Consider the following 17,593-nt stretch of genomic DNA (forward strand, 5'->3'; position numbering starts at 1 on the left):
GGCGATGCTCAAGACCGCAGAAGAATCCACGCCATGCACCATGTCCAGTCTGTCTGAACCGGACAGCCGTGGGCTTGACCCGGCCATCCATCTCCTGAACCGTCCATCCATCACCAGAAGAGGATGGATGCCCGGGTCAAGCCCGGGCATGACGATAACTAACAGCTGTGCCTCACATCACGAGGATCATCCCAGCACTGTCTTGCCGTTCTTGATCACCGTGACGTTGCGCGACTTCACGCGCGCTTCGAAGGAGATCACATCGCCATCCTTCCAGAGATCGACCGTCACGGTCTCGCCGGGGAACACCGGCGACGAGAACCGCGCGGCGTGCTGGCGGAACGCCGAGGCGTCGTAGTCGGCATAGGTCTGCAGCACGGCGCGGCAGGTGAGGCCGTAGGTGCACATGCCGTGCAGGATCGGCCGTGGGAAACCGGCGCGACGGGCAAACTCGGGATCGGAGTGCAGCGGGTTGCGGTCCCCGCACAGGCGGTAGATCAGCGCCTGGTCAGGCCGTGTCGAGATGTCGACGCTGCGGTCCGGTGCGCGGGTCGGCACCGGGTGCGGCTCGGGAATGCCGCCAGACGGACCGCCGAAGCCGCCGTCGCCGCGGGCGAAGCGTGAGGCGACCAGCGTCGCCAGCGGCGCGCCGCCCTCGTCGCGCAGGATGGTCTGATGGCGGATGACGGCGCCCTTGTCCTTGCCCTTGTCGGACACCGCGAGCACGGAGGAGTCGGCCGTGATCTTCGCGGCCACCGCCAGCGGCTTGTGAAAGGTGATGTCGCGCTCGCCGTCGACCACCAGCACGCGGTTGAGCTTCATGTCGCCGGGACCGGCGCCCCAGGCCGCGACGGAGGCAAAGGTCGGCACCACCTTCAGCGGCCGCGGCTCGGCGGTGGCCTCGTTGACGAAGGCGAGCTCCTTCTCATCCATGGGATCGGCCCCCATGCCGATGCCATAGGCGTACAGCATCACCTCGCGATCACCGTAGGCATAGGGCTGCCCGATCGCCTTCATCGCCATCAGCTCATCGTAGTTGATCGGCATGTCGCCTCCCCGAACTTCGTTCTCTTGTAGGGTGGGCAAAGCGAAGCGTGCCCACCGCCTTTCTTGTTGTATATCGGTGGGCACGGCGCTCCGCGCCTTAGCCCACCCTACGCACGTCTTCCGATGCCCATTGCTGCGCCCTCTCCCCTTGTGGGAGAGGGCAGCGCAACTATCAATTCCGACCTCACTCGGGTGAGGGGTTGTCTCCACAGCCGCACTGTCTGCGCGGAGAGAGACCCCTCACCCGGCTCAATCTCGCTTCGCTCGATCTCGCCACCCTCTCCCACAAAGGGAGAGGGTGCACCATTGTTGGAGCACGCAGATGCATGCCCCATCGTCATTGCGAGCGGAGCGAAGCAATCCAGGGCTGCGCGAGGACTCTGGATTGCTTCGTCGCTTCGCTCCAATGACGTGGAGCCGCATCCGTGCTCACTCACCTACGCCGGTGTAAAGAACGGCAGCGGGGCGCCGTCGGTGGGCTTGAACACAACCCTCACCTTCTGGCCGATCTTCAACGCATCGAAATCGCAATCGACGAAATTGGTCTGCAGCGACGGCCCCTCCTTCAAGGTCACGTAGCCGATCGCATAGGGCCCGGTCGGCGACTTGCGCATGATCGAGAACGTGTAGATCTCGCCCTCGCCCGCGCTCTGCTCCCACACCGTCTGGTCGGAGAAGCAGAACGGGCAGATCGAGCGCGGGAAATAATGCGCCTCGCCGCATGCCGTGCAGCGCTTGATCATGAATTTGCCCTCGGCGGCGGCATCCCAGAACGCCTTGGTCTCGGGATTGGTGACGGGGGCCGGAAGTTTCTTGGCTTCGGACATCAGACGCGCTCCAGAATGCAGGTCGAGGCGGCGTGGCGCACGCCGAGCAGGCCGCCGGTGCCATGGGCGATGGCGAGGTCGCAATTCGGCACCTGGACCTTCGGATGAGCTTCGCCGCGCAGCTGGCGCACGGCCTCGATCACCTTGGTCATGCCGCCGCGGTTGACCGGATGGTTGCTGCACAGGCCGCCGCCATCGGTGTTGAACGGCAGCTTGCCGACGCCGGAGATGAGGTTGCCGTCGGCGACGAACTTGCCGCCCTCGCCCTTCTTGCAGAAGCCGAGGTCCTCGAGCTGCATCAGCACCGTGATGGTGAAGCTGTCATAGATCGAGGCGTATTTGATATCATTCGGGGTCACGCCCGCCTCCTCGAAGGCGCGCGGGCCGGACCACACACCGGCGGAATAAGTGAGATCGAGGTCCTTGCCGCCGCGCGGCCCCTTCATCGCCTCGCCATGGCCGATCAGCCGCACCAGCGGCTTCTTCAGGCTCTTGGCGATCTCCGGCGTGGTCACGATCAGCGCACCGCCGCCGTCGGTAACGACGCAGCAATCCATGCGGTGCAACGGATCGGAGATCATCGGCGAGTTGATCACGTCCTCGACCGTCACGACCTCCTTCAGCATCGCATGCGGATTGTACTGCGCGTGATGCGAGGCCGCGACCTTGATCCAGGCGAGCTGCTCCGACGTGGTGCCATAGTCGTGCATGTGGCGCATGGCGCACATGCCGTAGGCATTGTGCGTGGTGGCGCCATAGGCCATCTCGAAGTCGGCTTCCGCGCCGGCGGCGCGCGGCGGCATCGGGCCGGTGCGCGGCTTGCCGGCCAGCGTGATCAGCGCGATCGAGCATTTGCCGGCGGCAATCGCCTCAGCGGCGTGGCCGACGTGGATCAGATAGGAGCAGCCGCCGGTCTCGGTGGAATCGATGTGCCGCACCTTCAAGCCGAGATAGTCGACCATCGGCCACGCGCCGCCCGGCGCATCGCCGGCGCAGAAATAGCCGTCGACATCTTTCGCGCTCAACCCGGCATCCTCCAGCGCCCCCTTGGCGACCTCGGCATGCAGTTGTGCGGTCGATTTGTCCGGTGCGTGCCGGGTCGGATGCTCATAGATCCCGGCAATGTAGGCCTTGCCCTTGATGGTCAATTCCGTCTCCGCTTCCTGTCGTGTCCTGCCCGATGGTTGGAGATTTTCTGGACCCTCGCATGAGGCTTGGCAAGCGGTGAAAATATTCCGCGCGGTGGAGATGACGCATGGTCTCGCCCTTCACTCAGCCGTCGTCCCGGGCTTGACCAGGGACCCATAACCACCGGCGGATCTTGTTGGACTCGATGGTCGCCCCGCGTGCCCTCTCACACCCGCCGGTGGTCGTGCCCTCTCACACCCGCCGGTGGTTATGGGTCCCGGGTCAAGCCCGGGACGACAGCGATCGTGTGGCGCGAGCGAGCACATATCGAACTACACGTGACCCAGCACTCCCGCGACATCACTGCCCGGGTCATGCTGATCTTGTTCGCCCTCGTCGAATCGGAGGGCGCAGGGAAGGCCAGGCGTCGGCTGACGCCTGCGGCCCGCCTGCGAAAAAAATGCAGGCGGCAGGTACCACAGGTGCAGCCGAGAACACCCGGCCTTCCCTGCGCGATGGTCTTCACGCTTATACGCAGTCTGCCTGGTGCGCCGGGCTTGTTGGCCACCATGATCCGCGCGGCGCGTCAGCGCCGTCACGAACGTGACACCAGCGTCGGGGTGCCAGCACGCTGCGACTTCACGTCCGCGCCGAACCGTTCGTCCACGCATCCCTCAAGGACACGCTGCGGCTCCATCGCGGCCATCGCTCCCCGCCCCGCGTGTCGTGACGATCGCGCGCAACGCCCCTTCCGAGTGAGGCGGGATGGCGGCAATAAAGCATGATTTCCGATATTCGTCAATATAAATCTGTAAATCAGAATTTGAACGAGGCCTGTCACCCGGGTGAGCGCAGCGACACCCGGGACAGCCGTCCCGCATATCGCTTCGCTCATGCGGGCTACGGCTCTCTCCGCGTCATTGCGAGCGAAGCGAAGCAATCCAGGACGGCCCGTAGGACTCTGGATTGCTTCGTCGCTGCGCTGTTCGCAATGACGTTGAAACCGTAGGGTTCCGAGCTTGCGGTGAGACGGTGGGCACGCGCCGCCAGGGGCGGCGCTTTGCCTACCCTACGGCCCTACTCCGCCGCCATCTGGCGTGGCGCCGACGGCGGGTTGGCGAGGTCGGCCGCCAGTTGCGCGTAGCGCGCCTTGGCGTCCTGCACGGCCTTGTCCTTCACCGGGCCGTAGCCGCGGATCTTGTCGGGCAGCGACAGGAATTCGACGGCGATGTCGGCATTGGCGGGCGACAAGAGGCTGAGCACCGTCGCGACGTCCTTTTCGTAGCCGGCGATCAGGTCGCGCTCCATCTTGCGCTCGGCGGAATAGCCGAAGATGTCGAGCGGCGTGCCGCGCAGGCCCTTCAGCCTGGCCAGCAGCCGGAACATCTTCATCATGCCCGGGCCATAGCTCTTCTTCTTCGGCCGGCCCTGGGGATCGAGGCCGGAATTGAAGATCGGCGGCGCCAGGTTGAAGGAGATCTTGTAATCGCCTTCGAAGGCGTCGTGGAGCTGCTTCTCGAAGGTGCCGTCGGAGAACAACCGCGCCACCTCGTACTCGTCCTTGTAGGCGAGCAGCTTGGCGTAGTTGATCGCAACGGCGCGCGGCAGTGCCTCGCCGTAGCCGCCCTTGTCGGCGGCCTCGCGCACCTGGTCGACCAGCTTGCGGTAGCGCTTGGCGAGCCGGGCGTTCTGGTAGGCCGCGAGATAGGTCATGCGATGGGCGATGATCTCGTCCAGCGTCATCGCGTCGAGCGATTTCGGCGGCACCGTCTCGTCCTGTCCGGTCATCATGCCGGCGACGCGCTCGGGGTTGACCACCACGAGGCGGCCGAGCCGGAATGCCTCGGTGTTCATCTTGACCGCGACGCCGTTGATCGCGATCGCCTTCTCGATGGCCTCGGCCGAGAGCGGCAGCAGGCCCTTCTGATAGGCATAGCCCATCATCATCATGTTGGTGGCGATGGAGTCGCCGAGCAGTGCCTCTGCCGGCTTGGTGAAGTCGAAGAAGGTCGAGTCCTTGCGCAGCGCCGTTTCCAGCAGGCTCGTCACCTTGCGGTTCTGGAAGTTGAAGTCGCGGTTGAGCACGAAGTCGGCGGTGGGAATGAGATGGCTATTGATGACGCCATGGGTGCGCTCGGCATCGCACAGCGTGATCGTCTCCTTGGCACCCGCCACCACCTCGTCGGCGGCGATGACGAGATCTGCGGTGCCGGTGACGATGCGCGAGCAGGTCACGTCGGCGGTGTTCTCCGACAGGCGGACGTGGCTGAGCACCGCGCCGCCCTTTTGCGCGAGGCCCGACATGTCGAGGATCATCGAGGCCTTGCCCTCGATATGGGCGGCCATGCCGAGCAGCGCGCCGATGGTCAGCACACCGGTGCCGCCGACGCCGCCGACGGCGACATTGTAGGGCCGCTCCAGCGACGGCTTGGTCAGGGGCTCCGGCATCACGCCGATGTCGCCGAGCTCGGCCGGAGCCCGCGAGCGCGGCTTGCCGCCGTCGATGGTCACGAAGGACGGGCAGAAGCCCTTCACGCAGGAATAGTCCTTGTTGCAGGACGACTGGTTGATGACGCGCTTGCGGCCGAGTTCGGTCTCCAGCGGCTCGACCGAGATGCAGTTCGACTGCACCGAGCAGTCGCCGCAGCCTTCGCAGACGGCCGGGTTGATGAAGACGCGGCGCTGCGGATCCTCCATCGTGCCGCGCTTGCGGCGGCGGCGCTTCTCGGCGGCGCAGGTCTGCACGAACACGATGGCGGAAGCGCCTTTGGTCTGGCGCAGCGTCTTCATGACGTTGTCGAGCTCATCGCGATGCGCCAGCTTGACGCCGGGCGCGATGCTGTCGGCCGGATACGAGTCCGGATTTTCCGAGACCAGGTAGATCTCGCGGATGCCTTCCGAATGCAGCTGGAAGGTGATCTGCTGCGGCGACAGATCGCCGTCATGGCGCTGGCCGCCGGTCATCGCGACGGCGTCGTTATAGAGAATCTTGTAGGTGATGTTGGCCTTGGAGGCGACCGCCTGGCGGATCGCGAGGCTGCCGGAGTGGAAATAGGTCCCGTCGCCGAGATTGGCGAAGATGTGCTCCTCATTGGTGAACGGCGCGATGCCGACCCACGGCACGCCCTCGCCGCCCATATGCGTGAAGGTCTCGGTGTTGCGGTTCATCCACAGCGACATGAAGTGGCAGCCGATGCCGGCGAGCGCGCGGCTGCCCTCGGGCACTTTCGTCGAGGTGTTGTGCGGACAGCCGGAGCAGAAATACGGCGTGCGCGCCACCGGCGAGACCAGCTGCATCTGCGAGGCGTCGCGGCCGTTGAACCAGTCGGCCTTGGCGCGCAGCATCGCCTTGATCTCGGGATTGAGGTCGAGGCGGAGAAGGCGTTCCGTGAGCGATGTCGCGAGCGAGGCGACGGAGAGCTCGGTCGCGAACGGCAGGAAGCGCTTGTCGTGGTCGTCCATCTTGCCGACGATGCGCGGGCGGACGTCGTCGCGCCAGTTGAACAGCTCCTGCTTGACCTGGTTCTCGACGATCTCGCGGCGCTCCTCGACGATGAAGATCTCCTCGAGCCCGACCGCGAACTGGCGCACGCCCTCCGGCTCCAGCGGCCAGGGCATGCCAATCTTGTAGAGCCTGAGACCGATCTTGGCGGCGACCTCCTCGGTGATCCCCAGCTCGCGCAGCGCCTGACGGATGTCCTCGTAGCTCTTGCCCGACGCCATGATGCCGTAGCGGGCGTTCGGCGAGTCCATCGTGATGCGGTTGACCTTGTTGGCGCGGGCGAAGGCGATCGCGGCAAAGCCCTTGTAGTCCTGCAGCCGGCGGTCCTGGTCGAAGCGATCGTCGGGCCAGCGCAGATTGAGGCCGCCCGGCGGCAGCTCGAAGTCGGTGGGGATGACGAACGGCGTCATCTCGTCGTTGAGGTTGATCTCCGCGGTCGTCTCGACCGTCTCGGTGATCACCTTCATGCCGACCCAGCAGCCGGAGTAGCGCGACATGGCGATGCCGAGCAGGCCCATCTCGATCATCTCGTGGATCGAGGACGGATAGAGATAGGGCATCAGCGCCGACATGAAGGCGTGGTCGGACTGGTGCGGCACGGTAGAGGACTTGGCGCCGTGGTCGTCGCCGGCGAGACAGAGCACGCCGCCGTTCTTGGCGGAGCCCGCGGCATTGCCGTGGCGGAACACGTCACCACAGCGGTCGACGCCGGGGCCCTTGCCGTACCAGATGCCGACCACGCCGTCATACTTGCCGCCGGGCGACAAATGAAGCTGCTGCGAGCCCCACACGGCGGTCGCTGCCAGGTCCTCGTTCACCCCGGGCTGGAACTTGATGTTGTACTGCTCGAGATGCTTGCGCGCGGAGAACAGCTGCTGGTCGTAGCCGCCGAGCGGCGAGCCGCGATAGCCGGAGATGAAGCCGGCGGTGTTGAGGCCGGCGGCGCGGTCGCGCCGGATCTGGGCCATCGGCAGCCGCACCAGCGCCTGGATGCCGGTCAGGAAGATGTGGCCGGAGCTTGCGGTGTATTTCTGGTCGAGATTGATCTCGCTCTCGTTGATGCCCATTCCGCCCTCTTGCCGTGCCTTATCAGGGGTGCGCGGCTGCCGCCGGACGGCGGAAGCGCGCGTTCCGCCAATCATTTATGTCCGGTTTTGAAGAATGCGCATCACAAATCTCGTCTGCGCAGGGCAGCCAACCGAAATCGCAATTTCATGGCGGCAGCCGGCTGCGGCTTTTGCGGTTTGTGTCGAAAACGGCGGCTGCCGCGAAATGGGATGATGCGCGCCATGGCTTTGGCGGCTCGGCGGACGGTGACTGAACCGTTGTGGCCGGCGCGATTCTGGCCCCAACGAATTGTGCAATGCGATAGGACCGCCGCCGTTCAGCCGCGCTCCTCACCTGAAAAGACGAAGCGCGGCATGTTCCATTTATAGCGGATCGCGAGCAGCCGGAACGACAATCCGAGCGCGAAGGTCAGCGCCGTCCACCATCCGCTGCCGATGCCGAGCGACAGCCCCGTCGCATAGACCAGGCCCGTGACGAGGGAGACGCTGGCGTAGAGCTCGGCGCGAAACAGCAATGGCACGTCATTGCACAGGATGTCGCGCAGCACGCCGCCGGCGCAGCCGGTGATCATCCCGGCGACGATGACGATGCCGATCGGCACGTTCATCTGCCAAGCGATGTCGCAGCCGGTCATCGTGAACACGACGAGGCCGACGGCATCGAGAACGAGGAACGCCATCGTCAGCCGGTGAACCAGGCGCGCCATGGCGATCGTCACGAACGGCGCCAGCACGGTGAGCAGCAGCAGGGACGGCCGCTCGACCCAGGCGAGCGGATAGTGGCCGAGCAGAACGTCGCGCAAGGTGCCGCCGCCGAGCGCGGTGATCGCCCCCAACAAACAGACGCCCATCCAGTCCATGCTGCGGCGTCCCGCCGCGAGCGCGGCCGTCATCGCCTGCGCCGCCAGCGCCACCCAGGTCAACAGATGCAGCACGCTGTCACCGGGCGGCAGGTTCCACATCGAGGGGGCTCCAGCTGGACAGAGAATCGCAAAGCAGGCGAGGAACCTTAGCGCGGCACGCAACGGATCGACTGGGGAATTCGCAAGGTTTCGCGGAACAGAGCCGGGGCTGCGCTGGTTGTCGGGTGACAATCGCCAAGGAGGACATCATGGCCAACGAACGGCTCCCGAACGAACGCTATCCCGACGGCATCAACCGGCCGGACATGACCACGCGCCCCGGCATGGCCGGTGCTGACATGACCGCTGCCGAGTACGAGCGCGCGGCGCGGATAGACAGCCAGCTGCAGCCCGATCCCGAGCTGAGGGAAGGCTCCGCCTCGACCGGCCGTATTGCCGCCTACGCCCTGGGCATCGCGATCCTGCTCGGCGCCGTGTTCTACGGCCTCAACAACATGTCGATGCGTAGCGATCAGGCGAGCACGACGCCCGCCTCGCAGTCGGCGTCGACGAGCAATGGCAGCAGCAACAGCTCGGCCGGCGTGACCACCGGCGCCGCGGGCGACCGCACCACGCCGCCGCCGGCCCCGAAGGCTCCGACCAACACCAACAACGCGAAGTAATTCGTCAACTATCCCACGAACGGCGTACCGCCGTTCTCAACTCGGGCGGCGGATGAGCGATCGTCCGCCGCCTTTTTGCGCCCGCTCATCACCAAGACCGATATCGGCGCGCGCGTCATGGCGCCAACAAACGAGTTTCAAGGTGGAACGATCTGCGCGCTTGCCGATTGCCTGTGCGGCACTTTGACCCACACTGATTGGAGGAGATTTGTGATGAAGGCTTTCATTCTCGCGGCCGCAGCAGGCACGCTCGTGATGACCGCAGCACAGGCTGCGCCGCTCTCGGTCGATGTGTCGGCCGTCCCCCAGCGCGACGTCCAGACCGTCCGCATGGTCTGCAACGAGGACGGCCATTGCTGGCGCGAGCGCCACGAGCGCCGTGTGATCATTCACGACGACCGCGACTCCTACGCCTATGCGCCGCGCGAGCGCTACATCGAACGTCGCACCTATGAACACCGCGACGGCATCGGCATCCGCGCCCCCGGCGTGAGCGTCGGCATCGGAACGGACCGCTACTGAACAGTCGTAGCGAACGGATTGGAAAAGCCGCGGCAAGTCCGCGGCTTTTCTACATGCGTGGCCCAACTCAACCGAAGAGCTTGTTCAGCTCGCCGCCGGGATAGCCGCCTGCCAGCTCGGTGAAGGTGCCCTGCTCGGCCATCTCCCTGGCCGCGCGCATGAAGCCGGCCCAGGCCATCCGAGCCAGCGAACCGCCGACGCTGATGCGGCGCACGCCGAGCTCGGCGGCCTGGCTGAGTGAGAGACCGGACGCCCCGATCAGCAGGTTGACCGGCTTTGGCGCCACCGCTTTGACGACCGCCATGATCTCCTCGACCGACTTGATCCCGGGGGCGTAGAGACAATCCGCGCCAGCCTCGGCATAGGCCGTGAGACGCTCGGTCACCAGCGCGAGGTCGGGCTTGCCCCAGAGAAAAGCCTCGCAGCGGCCGGTCAGCAGGACATCGCCGCCGCTGGCATCGATCGCCTGGCGCGCGGCGCGGATGCGCGCCACCGCCAGTTCGCGTTCGTAGAGCGGATCATCCTTGTCACCCGTGGAGTCCTCGATCGACAGACCCGCGACGCCGGTCGCGACCGCACGCGTGACGTTGGCGGCCACGCCCTCGGGGGCATCGGCGAAGCCGCCCTCGAAATCGGCATTGACGGGAATGTCGACCGCCGCTGACAGCGCCGCCAGATGCGCGAGCATCTCGTCGAGCGTCGTGCCGGTGTCGGCCTTGCCAATCGACCACGCGAAGCCGGCGCTGGTCGAGGCGATCGCCTTGAAGCCGAGATGCTGCAGCATTTTCGCCGTGCCGGCATCGAACGGGTTCGGCAAAATAAAGCAGCCGGCCTCGTGCAATTTGCGAAAGGCCGCGCGCTTGTCCGCCGTGCTGGTCACCGTCATGTCATCCTCCCATGCATCTCTTCGTTGCACCAGGATAGTCCCGCTCTCATGGCGCCGCCACGACATTGCGCAGAAATGTTCGTTCTTCGCCCAGAATGAGTTTGTGCTCCTCCGCGAGTGCGAAGTTCGCCCGTCCCTCGCCATCGCTGCGCAAGGTTGCGCGATAGCGCTCGTAAGCCGCGAGACTGTCGAATGAAATCAGGCCATAGGCGACGTCGTTGGTGCCTTCATGAGGCATGAAATAGCCGATCAGGTCGCCGCCGCAGCGGGGAATGATCGACAGCCAGCGCCTGGCGTAGGCTTCGAACACGTCGCGCTGATGCGGATCGATGCGATAGCGGATGAAGACGGTGATGGCCATGACAACCTCCGGTAAGTTTCGTATCATCGACACTATCCGCTTGCGGGGCGAGAATGCTTCGGCTAGCATCGAACTATGAAATCGGGTCCGGACATTGCGATGGTGGCGGCGCTGGTCGGCGATCCCGCCCGCGCCAACATGCTGACGGCGCTGCTCTCGGGCCGGGCGCTGACCGCGACCGAGCTCGCCCAGGAAGCGGGCGTGACGCCGCAGACGGCGAGCTCGCATCTTGCCAAGCTCGAAGGCGGCGGCCTGGTCGAGCCGGAAAAACAGGGCCGTCACCGCTACTACCGGCTCGCCGATCCGGACGTCGCCGACGTGCTGGAGAAGCTCGCCGGCCTTGCCGCGCGCGCCGGCCACATGCGGGTGCGCACCGGGCCGAAGGAGCCGGAGCTGCGGCGGGCGCGCATCTGCTACGATCATCTTGCCGGCGATCTCGGCGTGCAGATGCTCGATAGCATGACCCGGCAGAAGCTGGTGCGCCGGCGCAAGCAGGAGATCGTGCTGACCGAGGACGGCAAACATTTCCTGGCGCAGCATTTGCGGATCTCGCCGGAAATGCTGGCGCATCCGCGCCGGCCCGTCTGCAAGGCCTGCCTCGACTGGAGCGCGCGGCGGCATCATCTCGCCGGCACGCTCGGCGCAGCGTTGATGAAGCGCTTCACCGAGCTGAAATGGGCGGCCCGCGATGCCACTCCAGGCAGTCGCGTGGTCAATTTCAGCCGCGCCGGCGAAAAGCATTTCGCGGCGCTGTTCGGTCCGGCCGAGGACTGACGATCACGTGCTGTTTATCGCAGCAATGCCTTCGTGCATTGCGGCCAGAGCGAACGCAGGGCACGGCGAGACGGTTGACGACCCCATCTCGCTCCCGGAGTCTCCATGTCCCGTTTCGCTGCCGCGCTCTGCGCTGCCCTGCTCACCGTCGCGCCGATCGCCGCCCGCGCTGCGGAGATGCCGCGCGAGCCCTATGGCATCAACCTCGAAGGCTTCGCCTATCCCTACCCGGTCAGCCTGCTGCCCCTGGTCAACGACAGCGAGCAGCTGCGCATGGCCTACATGGATGTCGCGCCGGCGCAGCCGAACGGCCGCGTTGCGCTGCTGCTCCACGGCCGCAACTTCCCCTCGAGCTACTGGGCGCCCGTGATCAAGACGCTGACCGACGCCGGCTTCCGCGTCGTGGTGCCCGACCAGGTCGGCTTCGGCAAATCATCCAAGCCGTCGGGCGAACTGCATTTCGACACGCTGGCGCGCAACACGATGACGCTGCTCGATCACCTCGGCATCGCCAAGGCCGACATCGTCGCGCATTCGATGGGCGGCATGCTGGCCGTCCGCATCGCCCGCGCCTATCCCGACCGGGTCGCGCATCTCGTGCTGACCGCGCCGATCGGGCTCGAGGACTACCGCGCCTACGTGCCGCCGGTCCCGTCGGAAAAGATCAGCGAGAGCGAGGACCGGCTGACGTCGGACGGCTATCGCAAGCAGCTGGAGACCAACTACGCGCTGAAGCTGCCGCCGGAGCAGGTCACGCCGTTCATCGATGCCCGCTTCAACCTGAAGCAAAGCGCCGACTATCCGCGCTGGCTGAAGAGCTTCGTCAGCTCCTATCAGATGATCTACCGCGAGCCGGTGGTGCACGAGATCCCGCTGCTGACGCAGCCGACGCTGTTCATCATGGGCGCGGACGATCACAACGCGCCGGGACGGCCGAACGCGCCGGAAGCCTTGAGAGCGAAGATGGGCCAGAACGCCGAGCTGGCAAAGGACCTGGCCAGCCGGATGCGCGATGCCCGCGCCGAGGTGGTCGCCAATGCCGGCCACCTCGTCTTCCTCGACGCGCCGGACAAATACGACGCGCTGCTGCTGGACTTCCTCGGCAGGTAGTTCAAACGGACACGACCGGCAGGGATCGCGCCGATCCCTGCCGTGCCGCAATCACGAGTCCGAAACGGCGCCTGGCCGCAACGCGGCCGGGCCGATCACCAGGAGTGGCGCCGATGCCAATGGCGGCGCCAGTGCCGATGATGGTGACGCCAGCCCCAATGGCGGCGCCGCCAACCCCAATGCCGCCGGCGCCAGCCCCAGTGATGGCCGTGGCCGTGATGTCCGTGATGATGACCGTGGTGTCCCCAGCGCACCTGCTCCGGCGCGAGCCGATCGGCCTCGTCCTGCGAGCCGACCGCGCGCTCGACGTGCTGATCCCTGGCTGAAGGCGCGGCTTCGTTCAGCGGCGACGGCGAGAGCGGCGCGGCGACCGCATCGCTGGTGCGAAGCACGGCGCCGGCCGCCGCTGCACAGCCGAGCCCCAATGCCAGCTTGAGGAAATTCCGTCGTTCCATCGCACGCCTCCATGATCCACGAGCCAGAGCATGACGGAGTATTCGGCCGATCACCTGAACGTGAGCTGAACCGGATCGCAGTACGGTGATGGAAGCGCCACGCCTTCGTCGTCGAAGGCAACGCAAGCTCAGCCGTCGACCGTCTGCGCCAGCACGAAGCTCTCGCGCGTCCGGGTCACGTCGGGCCAGTCGCGATTGAAATCGGCGGTCAGGCGTTTCATCTCGCGCCGCCGATCGCACGCTCCACCGCGGCGATGGCATCGAACTGATACATCGCCTGATGCACCCTGGGATCAGCGAGACTCCACACCCGCCACGCCTTGCGCACGCCGAAGCTCCTGATCGCGTCGGGCAGATGAACGTCGCGATACCAGCGATCGAACGCATCGCGCCGGGCGGGATCAGGCACGGTCGCGCGCACGACGAAGATGGCTGACGGCATCGAGTTTCCTCCGGACCACGTTGGTGTTGTTCCGGAGTCGACCCGCAATCCGCAGCTCAGCGAAACCCCGCGGCCAGGCCGACCACCTGCCCGTCGAGCCCGTTGAAGCCGTGATGGCCGCGCGCCTGACAGGGATCCCCCTCTTCCGCGCCGCCCGACAGCCACTTCGCGCGCGCCCGGCCGCCGGACCATCTGATGAACGGGTCGACGCCTGCCGGCAGCGTGAACTTGCAGGCGTCGCTGGTATGATGGATGACCAGCGTCCGGGGCAAGGCGGATGGCGAGCCGAGGATCGACATCACGTTCGAGGAGCTCCCCGACTCCGGACTGAGGAAGCCCGAGGTGAGCACCAACGCATCCGGCCGGGCACCGCGCGCGATGCCTTCCGCGGCGCGCAACGTGCCGCGGCTGGTGCCGATCACCGTCACCGGCCGCTTGATCGCGGCCATGTAGTCGACCGCGGCCTTCAGATCGGTGCTGGTGTCCGCGACCATCACGGCGAGCCCGCGCGCGGCATAGGCGTTGCGCGTGCGCACCAGTTGGTTGCCGAGCAGGCCGTGAATGTCGCCGCGCTCGCCGACATGGATGGCGCCGTCGCCGCCGGGCAGCAGAATCACGCTGGCGCGCACCGAGGCCGGCCTGATCAGCGCGACGCGGGAGCCGCCGATCGTCACGCTCTCATCGGCGAAGGCTGCTCCGGCTGCGACAGCCGACATCGCAACTGCCAGCCAGATACGTATCCAATTCGCCGGTCTGATCATCGGAGCCTCCCCGCGCGGACTCGCGCTGCCGCGGGAGACTATCAGAAATCAACGAGGCCCGGAGTGCCTAGGAGTCCGGGCCTCGTCACCTCGCGACCTCGCGCGAGCGAAGCCGGTCGGTATTTGAGAATGTCTAGCGTCCGATCACGCCGATCGCATTGAGCTGGCTCAAGCCGTCAGTAGCAGCGCGTGATCGTGACGGTGTGATCGCCTCCCCGGCGTCCCGGCACCGTCACGGTCTGCATCGGGCAGCTCGATACGTAGGGGCGATCGGATGGCACGACGTTCGGTGGAAAGCGGTGGGCCCAGTCCCACGGGACGTCGTAGGTATAGGTGTAACGCACGTCGGCCGAGGTCCGCTCCGGGATCTGCTGCGGCACGGGCTCGTCATAACCGCCATAGGCGAAGGCGCCGGCGGCTGGCAGATAGGCGCGAGCCCCGCGATAATGGTGATGACGCAGGCCGGGCCTGATCCCAGGCGCCGGCCGGACGACCTGGCTCGGTCCAACGGGACCGGCAGCCACCGCGGCGCCAGACCGGGCCGATGCGGCCTCGGTCGAGAAGATCAGCGCAGCTGCCGCCGCGCAGACGACGAAAACGCCTGAATTCCGAAATGCCGATGTTCTGTCAGCCATGATACGCGATCCTACTCTTCCGACCCACCCGCAGTCCGACAAGGCTAGGCCAGCGGCCCAGTTCCCGCAAACCCATCGTTAAAGGTTAGTTAAGCGACAGGCTTAACGCCAGGGCCCGACCCGGCTCCGGATTGCCGCAATTTCCCGCAATGCGACCAGCAACCCAGAGCCGGGCACGAGGCCCCCGGATTGCTTCGTCGCTGCGCTCCTCGCAATGACGATGGGTGCGGCGGGCTCTCATCCCCGGCCGACGCAGCAGGACGGCGACGGCGCCCGGCGCGCGCGCCGCGTTCTCCGTCATTGCGAGCGAAGCGAAGCAATCCAGGGCCACGCGGCAGCTCGCAATGATTTTGTCGCCGCCGCCCGCGAGGACGACGGCTTGAGCCGATGCCTACAGCGGCAGATTGTCGTGCTTCTTCGCCGGCATCTCCATCTTCTTGTCGCGGAGCATCGCGAGCGCGCGGGCGATGCGGCGGCGGGTGGAGTGCGGCATGATGACGTCGTCGATATAGCCGCGCTCGGCGGCGATGAACGGCGACAGGAAGCGGTCCTCGTATTCCTTGGTGCGCGCGGCGATCTTGTCCGGGTCCGCCATGTCGGCGCGGAAGATGATCTCGACCGCGCCCTTGGCGCCCATGACCGCGATCTGCGCCGTCGGCCAGGCATAGTTCATGTCGGCCCCGATCTCCTTGGAGGCCATGACGTCGAAGGCGCCGCCATAGGCTTTGCGGGTGATCACCGTCACCAGCGGCACCGTGCATTGCGAGTACGCGAACAGAAGCTTGGCGCCGTGCTTGATCAGGCCGCCATATTCCTGCGCGGTGCCCGGCAGGAAGCCCGGAACGTCGACGAAGGTGACGATCGGGATGTTGAAGGCATCACAGAAGCGCACGAAGCGCGCGGCCTTGCGCGAGGCGTCGGAGTCGAGCACGCCCGCCAGCACCATCGGCTGGTTGGCGACGAAGCCGACGGTGCGCCCCGCAATGCGGCCGAAGCCGGTGACGATGTTCTTGGCGAAGGCGTCCGCGATCTCGAAGAAGTCGCCCTCGTCGACGACCTTCAGGATCAGCTCCTTCATGTCATAGGGCTTGTTCGGATTGTCCGGGATCAGGGTATCGAGCGACATGTCGACGCGCTCGATGTCGTCGAAGCTCGGCCATTCCGGCACGCCGTCGCTGTTGTTGCTCGGCAGGAAGTCGATCAGCCGGCGCATCTGCAGCAGCGTCTCGACGTCGTTGTCGAAGGCGCCATCGGCAATCGAGGAGCGCGTCGCGTGCACCGAGGCGCCGCCGAGCTCCTCCGCGGTGACGACCTCGTTGGTGACGGTCTTCACGACGTCGGGGCCGGTGACGAACATGTAGCTGGTGTTCTTCACCATGAAGATGAAGTCGGTCATGGCCGGCGAATAGACGTCGCCGCCGGCGCACGGGCCCATGATGACGGAGATCTGCGGGATCACGCCCGAGGCCAGCACATTGCGGCGGAACACGTAGGAATAGCCCGCGAGCGCCGCGACGCCCTCCTGGATGCGGGCGCCGCCGGCATCATAGAGGCCGATGATGGGGCTACGCGCCTTCATCGCCATGTCCTGCAGCTTGGTGATCTTCAGCGCGTGGGTCTCGGACAGCGAGCCGCCGAACACGGTGAAATCCTTGGCGAAGACGAAGGTCTTGCGGCCGTTGACGGTGCCCCAGCCGGTGACGACGCCGTCGCCGGGGACCTTGGTCTTCTCCATTCCGAACTCGGTGGAGCGGTGCTCGACGAACATGTCGAACTCCTCGAACGAGCCCTTGTCGAGCAGCAGCTCGATGCGCTCCCGGGCGGTCAGCTTGCCGCGCGCATGCTGCGCCTCGATGCGCTTCTCGCCGCCGCCGAGCTTGGCGCCTTTGCGCCGTTCCTCGAGGGTGTCCAGAATGTCCTTCATGCGCTTCCCGCCCGTTCCCGATGTCGTGACTGTTGGCGGCCTTCTAACACGGCTATTTCGAAGCCGGAAAGCCGCTTTCGGCAGTGCCGCCCCTCCTCCCACAGCTCGGAATTGGAAGCAGAATCATGGATATGGCCGCGCAACCGGACCTGGTCACTGAGCCCTTGGGCACATCCCGTGGCGCCGTCCAGGGCGGCCTGCGCCTGCTGCTGCGGCTCGAAGGGCTGGTGCTGGCGGCCGCGACGATCGCCTTCTACGCCCACCAAAGCGGCTCGTGGTGGCTGTTCGCGGCCCTGTTCCTGGCGCCCGACGTCAGCTTCGCCGCCTATCTCGGCGGCCCGCGGATCGGCGCCGTGGCCTACAATGCCGTCCACAGCACGCTGGCACCCGCCGCCCTGCTCGCGATCGGGCTGGCGGCCGGACAGCCGCTGGTGGTCGAGATCGCCACGATCTGGCTCGCTCATATCGGCGTCGACCGGCTCGCCGGCTACGGCCTGAAATACGCCGATGGCTTCGGCTTCACCCATCTCGGCCGGATCGGCGGAGTTCGTCGACCCTGACACCGCGGTCCGAGATGCCGGAGTCTCAAAGAGGCCCGCCGCCCCTTGTTTCGCGGCGCACCAGGCT

At 66.1% G+C, this 17,593-nt stretch carries 17 protein-coding genes and 1 pseudogene; 6 read left to right on the top strand and 12 right to left on the bottom strand.

All coding sequences use genetic code 11. The annotated features are described in order from the left end of the window. Positions 1-186: 186 nt before the first annotated feature. The 4 genes from ACQR1F_RS09005 to ACQR1F_RS09020 form a co-directional block, all read right to left on the bottom strand. Entirely contained in the window at positions 187-1,047 is an 861-nt protein-coding gene (locus ACQR1F_RS09005; protein WP_315800935.1) for a MaoC family dehydratase, read from the bottom strand. A 437-nt stretch (positions 1,048-1,484) separates the two neighbouring features. Continuing rightward, positions 1,485-1,874: a Zn-ribbon domain-containing OB-fold protein gene (locus ACQR1F_RS09010; RefSeq protein ID WP_315800936.1), complete on the bottom strand. Its 390-nt coding sequence runs from the start codon at positions 1,872-1,874 to the stop codon at positions 1,485-1,487. Beyond that, a complete protein-coding gene (locus ACQR1F_RS09015) occupies positions 1,874-3,022 on the bottom strand; it encodes a thiolase domain-containing protein (RefSeq protein WP_316183709.1) in 1,149 nt (382 codons plus the stop codon). Before ACQR1F_RS09015 ends, ACQR1F_RS09010 begins: the two co-directional genes overlap by 1 nt. A 1,057-nt stretch (positions 3,023-4,079) precedes the next feature. Further along, positions 4,080-7,571, bottom strand: a complete 3,492-nt coding sequence (locus ACQR1F_RS09020) for an indolepyruvate ferredoxin oxidoreductase family protein (RefSeq protein ID WP_434890249.1) — start codon at positions 7,569-7,571, stop codon at positions 4,080-4,082. 77 nt (positions 7,572-7,648) lie between these two features. On the opposite strand from ACQR1F_RS09020, the gene ACQR1F_RS09025 reads away from it, so the two are divergent. Further along, a complete protein-coding gene (locus ACQR1F_RS09025) occupies positions 7,649-7,825 on the top strand; it encodes a hypothetical protein (protein ID WP_434912886.1) in 177 nt (58 codons plus the stop codon). Between the two features lie 63 nt (positions 7,826-7,888). Here the strand turns inward: ACQR1F_RS09025 and ACQR1F_RS09030 are convergent, their stop codons facing one another. After that, on the bottom strand, positions 7,889-8,533 hold the full coding sequence (locus tag ACQR1F_RS09030; RefSeq protein ID WP_315800939.1) for a trimeric intracellular cation channel family protein: 645 nt from the start codon (positions 8,531-8,533) through the stop codon (positions 7,889-7,891). Between the two features lie 149 nt (positions 8,534-8,682). Here ACQR1F_RS09030 and ACQR1F_RS09035 point away from each other — a divergent pair, with 149 nt between their 5' ends. Together ACQR1F_RS09035 and ACQR1F_RS09040 are read left to right on the top strand one after the other, a co-directional pair. Continuing rightward, entirely contained in the window at positions 8,683-9,096 is a 414-nt protein-coding gene (locus tag ACQR1F_RS09035) for a hypothetical protein (protein ID WP_434912887.1), read from the top strand. Between the two features lie 213 nt (positions 9,097-9,309). Next, positions 9,310-9,618 carry a hypothetical protein gene (locus ACQR1F_RS09040; RefSeq protein ID WP_434907162.1) on the top strand — a complete coding sequence of 103 codons (309 nt, stop codon included), beginning with the start codon at positions 9,310-9,312 and terminating at the stop codon, positions 9,616-9,618. A 67-nt stretch (positions 9,619-9,685) separates the two neighbouring features. Here ACQR1F_RS09040 and ACQR1F_RS09045 read toward each other — a convergent pair whose 3' ends face one another. Together ACQR1F_RS09045 and ACQR1F_RS09050 are read right to left on the bottom strand one after the other, a co-directional pair. After that, entirely contained in the window at positions 9,686-10,504 is an 819-nt protein-coding gene (locus tag ACQR1F_RS09045) for an isocitrate lyase/PEP mutase family protein (RefSeq protein ID WP_316177155.1), read from the bottom strand. A gap of 46 nt (positions 10,505-10,550) precedes the next feature. After that, the gene (locus tag ACQR1F_RS09050) at positions 10,551-10,865 is read right to left on the bottom strand and encodes an NIPSNAP family protein (RefSeq protein WP_316177153.1); all 315 of its coding nucleotides are present in this window, start codon (positions 10,863-10,865) and stop codon (positions 10,551-10,553) included. 75 nt (positions 10,866-10,940) lie between these two features. Here ACQR1F_RS09050 and ACQR1F_RS09055 point away from each other — a divergent pair, with 75 nt between their 5' ends. Beyond that, positions 10,941-11,639 (top strand): ArsR/SmtB family transcription factor, encoded by a 699-nt coding sequence (locus ACQR1F_RS09055; protein WP_315714525.1) that lies wholly within the window; start codon positions 10,941-10,943, stop codon positions 11,637-11,639. A gap of 105 nt (positions 11,640-11,744) precedes the next feature. Then, positions 11,745-12,749: an alpha/beta fold hydrolase gene (locus ACQR1F_RS09060; protein WP_315800944.1), complete on the top strand. Its 1,005-nt coding sequence runs from the start codon at positions 11,745-11,747 to the stop codon at positions 12,747-12,749. Between the two features lie 95 nt (positions 12,750-12,844). On the opposite strand, the gene ACQR1F_RS09065 is transcribed toward ACQR1F_RS09060, so the two are convergent. The 5 genes and pseudogenes from ACQR1F_RS09065 to ACQR1F_RS09085 all read right to left on the bottom strand — a co-directional run bounded on the left by ACQR1F_RS09065 (position 12,845) and on the right by ACQR1F_RS09085 (position 16,966). Beyond that, positions 12,845-13,204 carry a twin-arginine translocation signal domain-containing protein gene (locus tag ACQR1F_RS09065; protein WP_316216058.1) on the bottom strand — a complete coding sequence of 120 codons (360 nt, stop codon included), beginning with the start codon at positions 13,202-13,204 and terminating at the stop codon, positions 12,845-12,847. A 128-nt stretch (positions 13,205-13,332) separates the two neighbouring features. Then, positions 13,333-13,646, bottom strand: a pseudogene (locus ACQR1F_RS09070) (hypothetical protein). Positions 13,647-13,702: 56 nt separating this feature from the next. Next, positions 13,703-14,407, bottom strand: a complete 705-nt coding sequence (locus tag ACQR1F_RS09075) for an alpha/beta hydrolase (protein ID WP_434912888.1) — start codon at positions 14,405-14,407, stop codon at positions 13,703-13,705. Positions 14,408-14,583: 176 nt separating this feature from the next. After that, entirely contained in the window at positions 14,584-15,042 is a 459-nt protein-coding gene (locus ACQR1F_RS09080) for a hypothetical protein (protein ID WP_316177147.1), read from the bottom strand. 391 nt (positions 15,043-15,433) lie between these two features. Further along, complete coding sequence (locus ACQR1F_RS09085; protein ID WP_315800948.1) at positions 15,434-16,966, bottom strand: acyl-CoA carboxylase subunit beta; 1,533 nt, start codon at positions 16,964-16,966, stop codon at positions 15,434-15,436. Between the two features lie 125 nt (positions 16,967-17,091). Between ACQR1F_RS09085 and ACQR1F_RS09090 the strand changes: the two genes are divergently transcribed. After that, a complete protein-coding gene (locus tag ACQR1F_RS09090; protein WP_434912889.1) occupies positions 17,092-17,526 on the top strand; it encodes a DUF4260 domain-containing protein in 435 nt (144 codons plus the stop codon). Positions 17,527-17,593 lie beyond the last annotated feature (67 nt).

The organism is Bradyrhizobium sp. HKCCYLS3013 (assembly GCF_051167615.1).
Classification (GTDB): domain Bacteria; phylum Pseudomonadota; class Alphaproteobacteria; order Rhizobiales; family Xanthobacteraceae; genus Bradyrhizobium.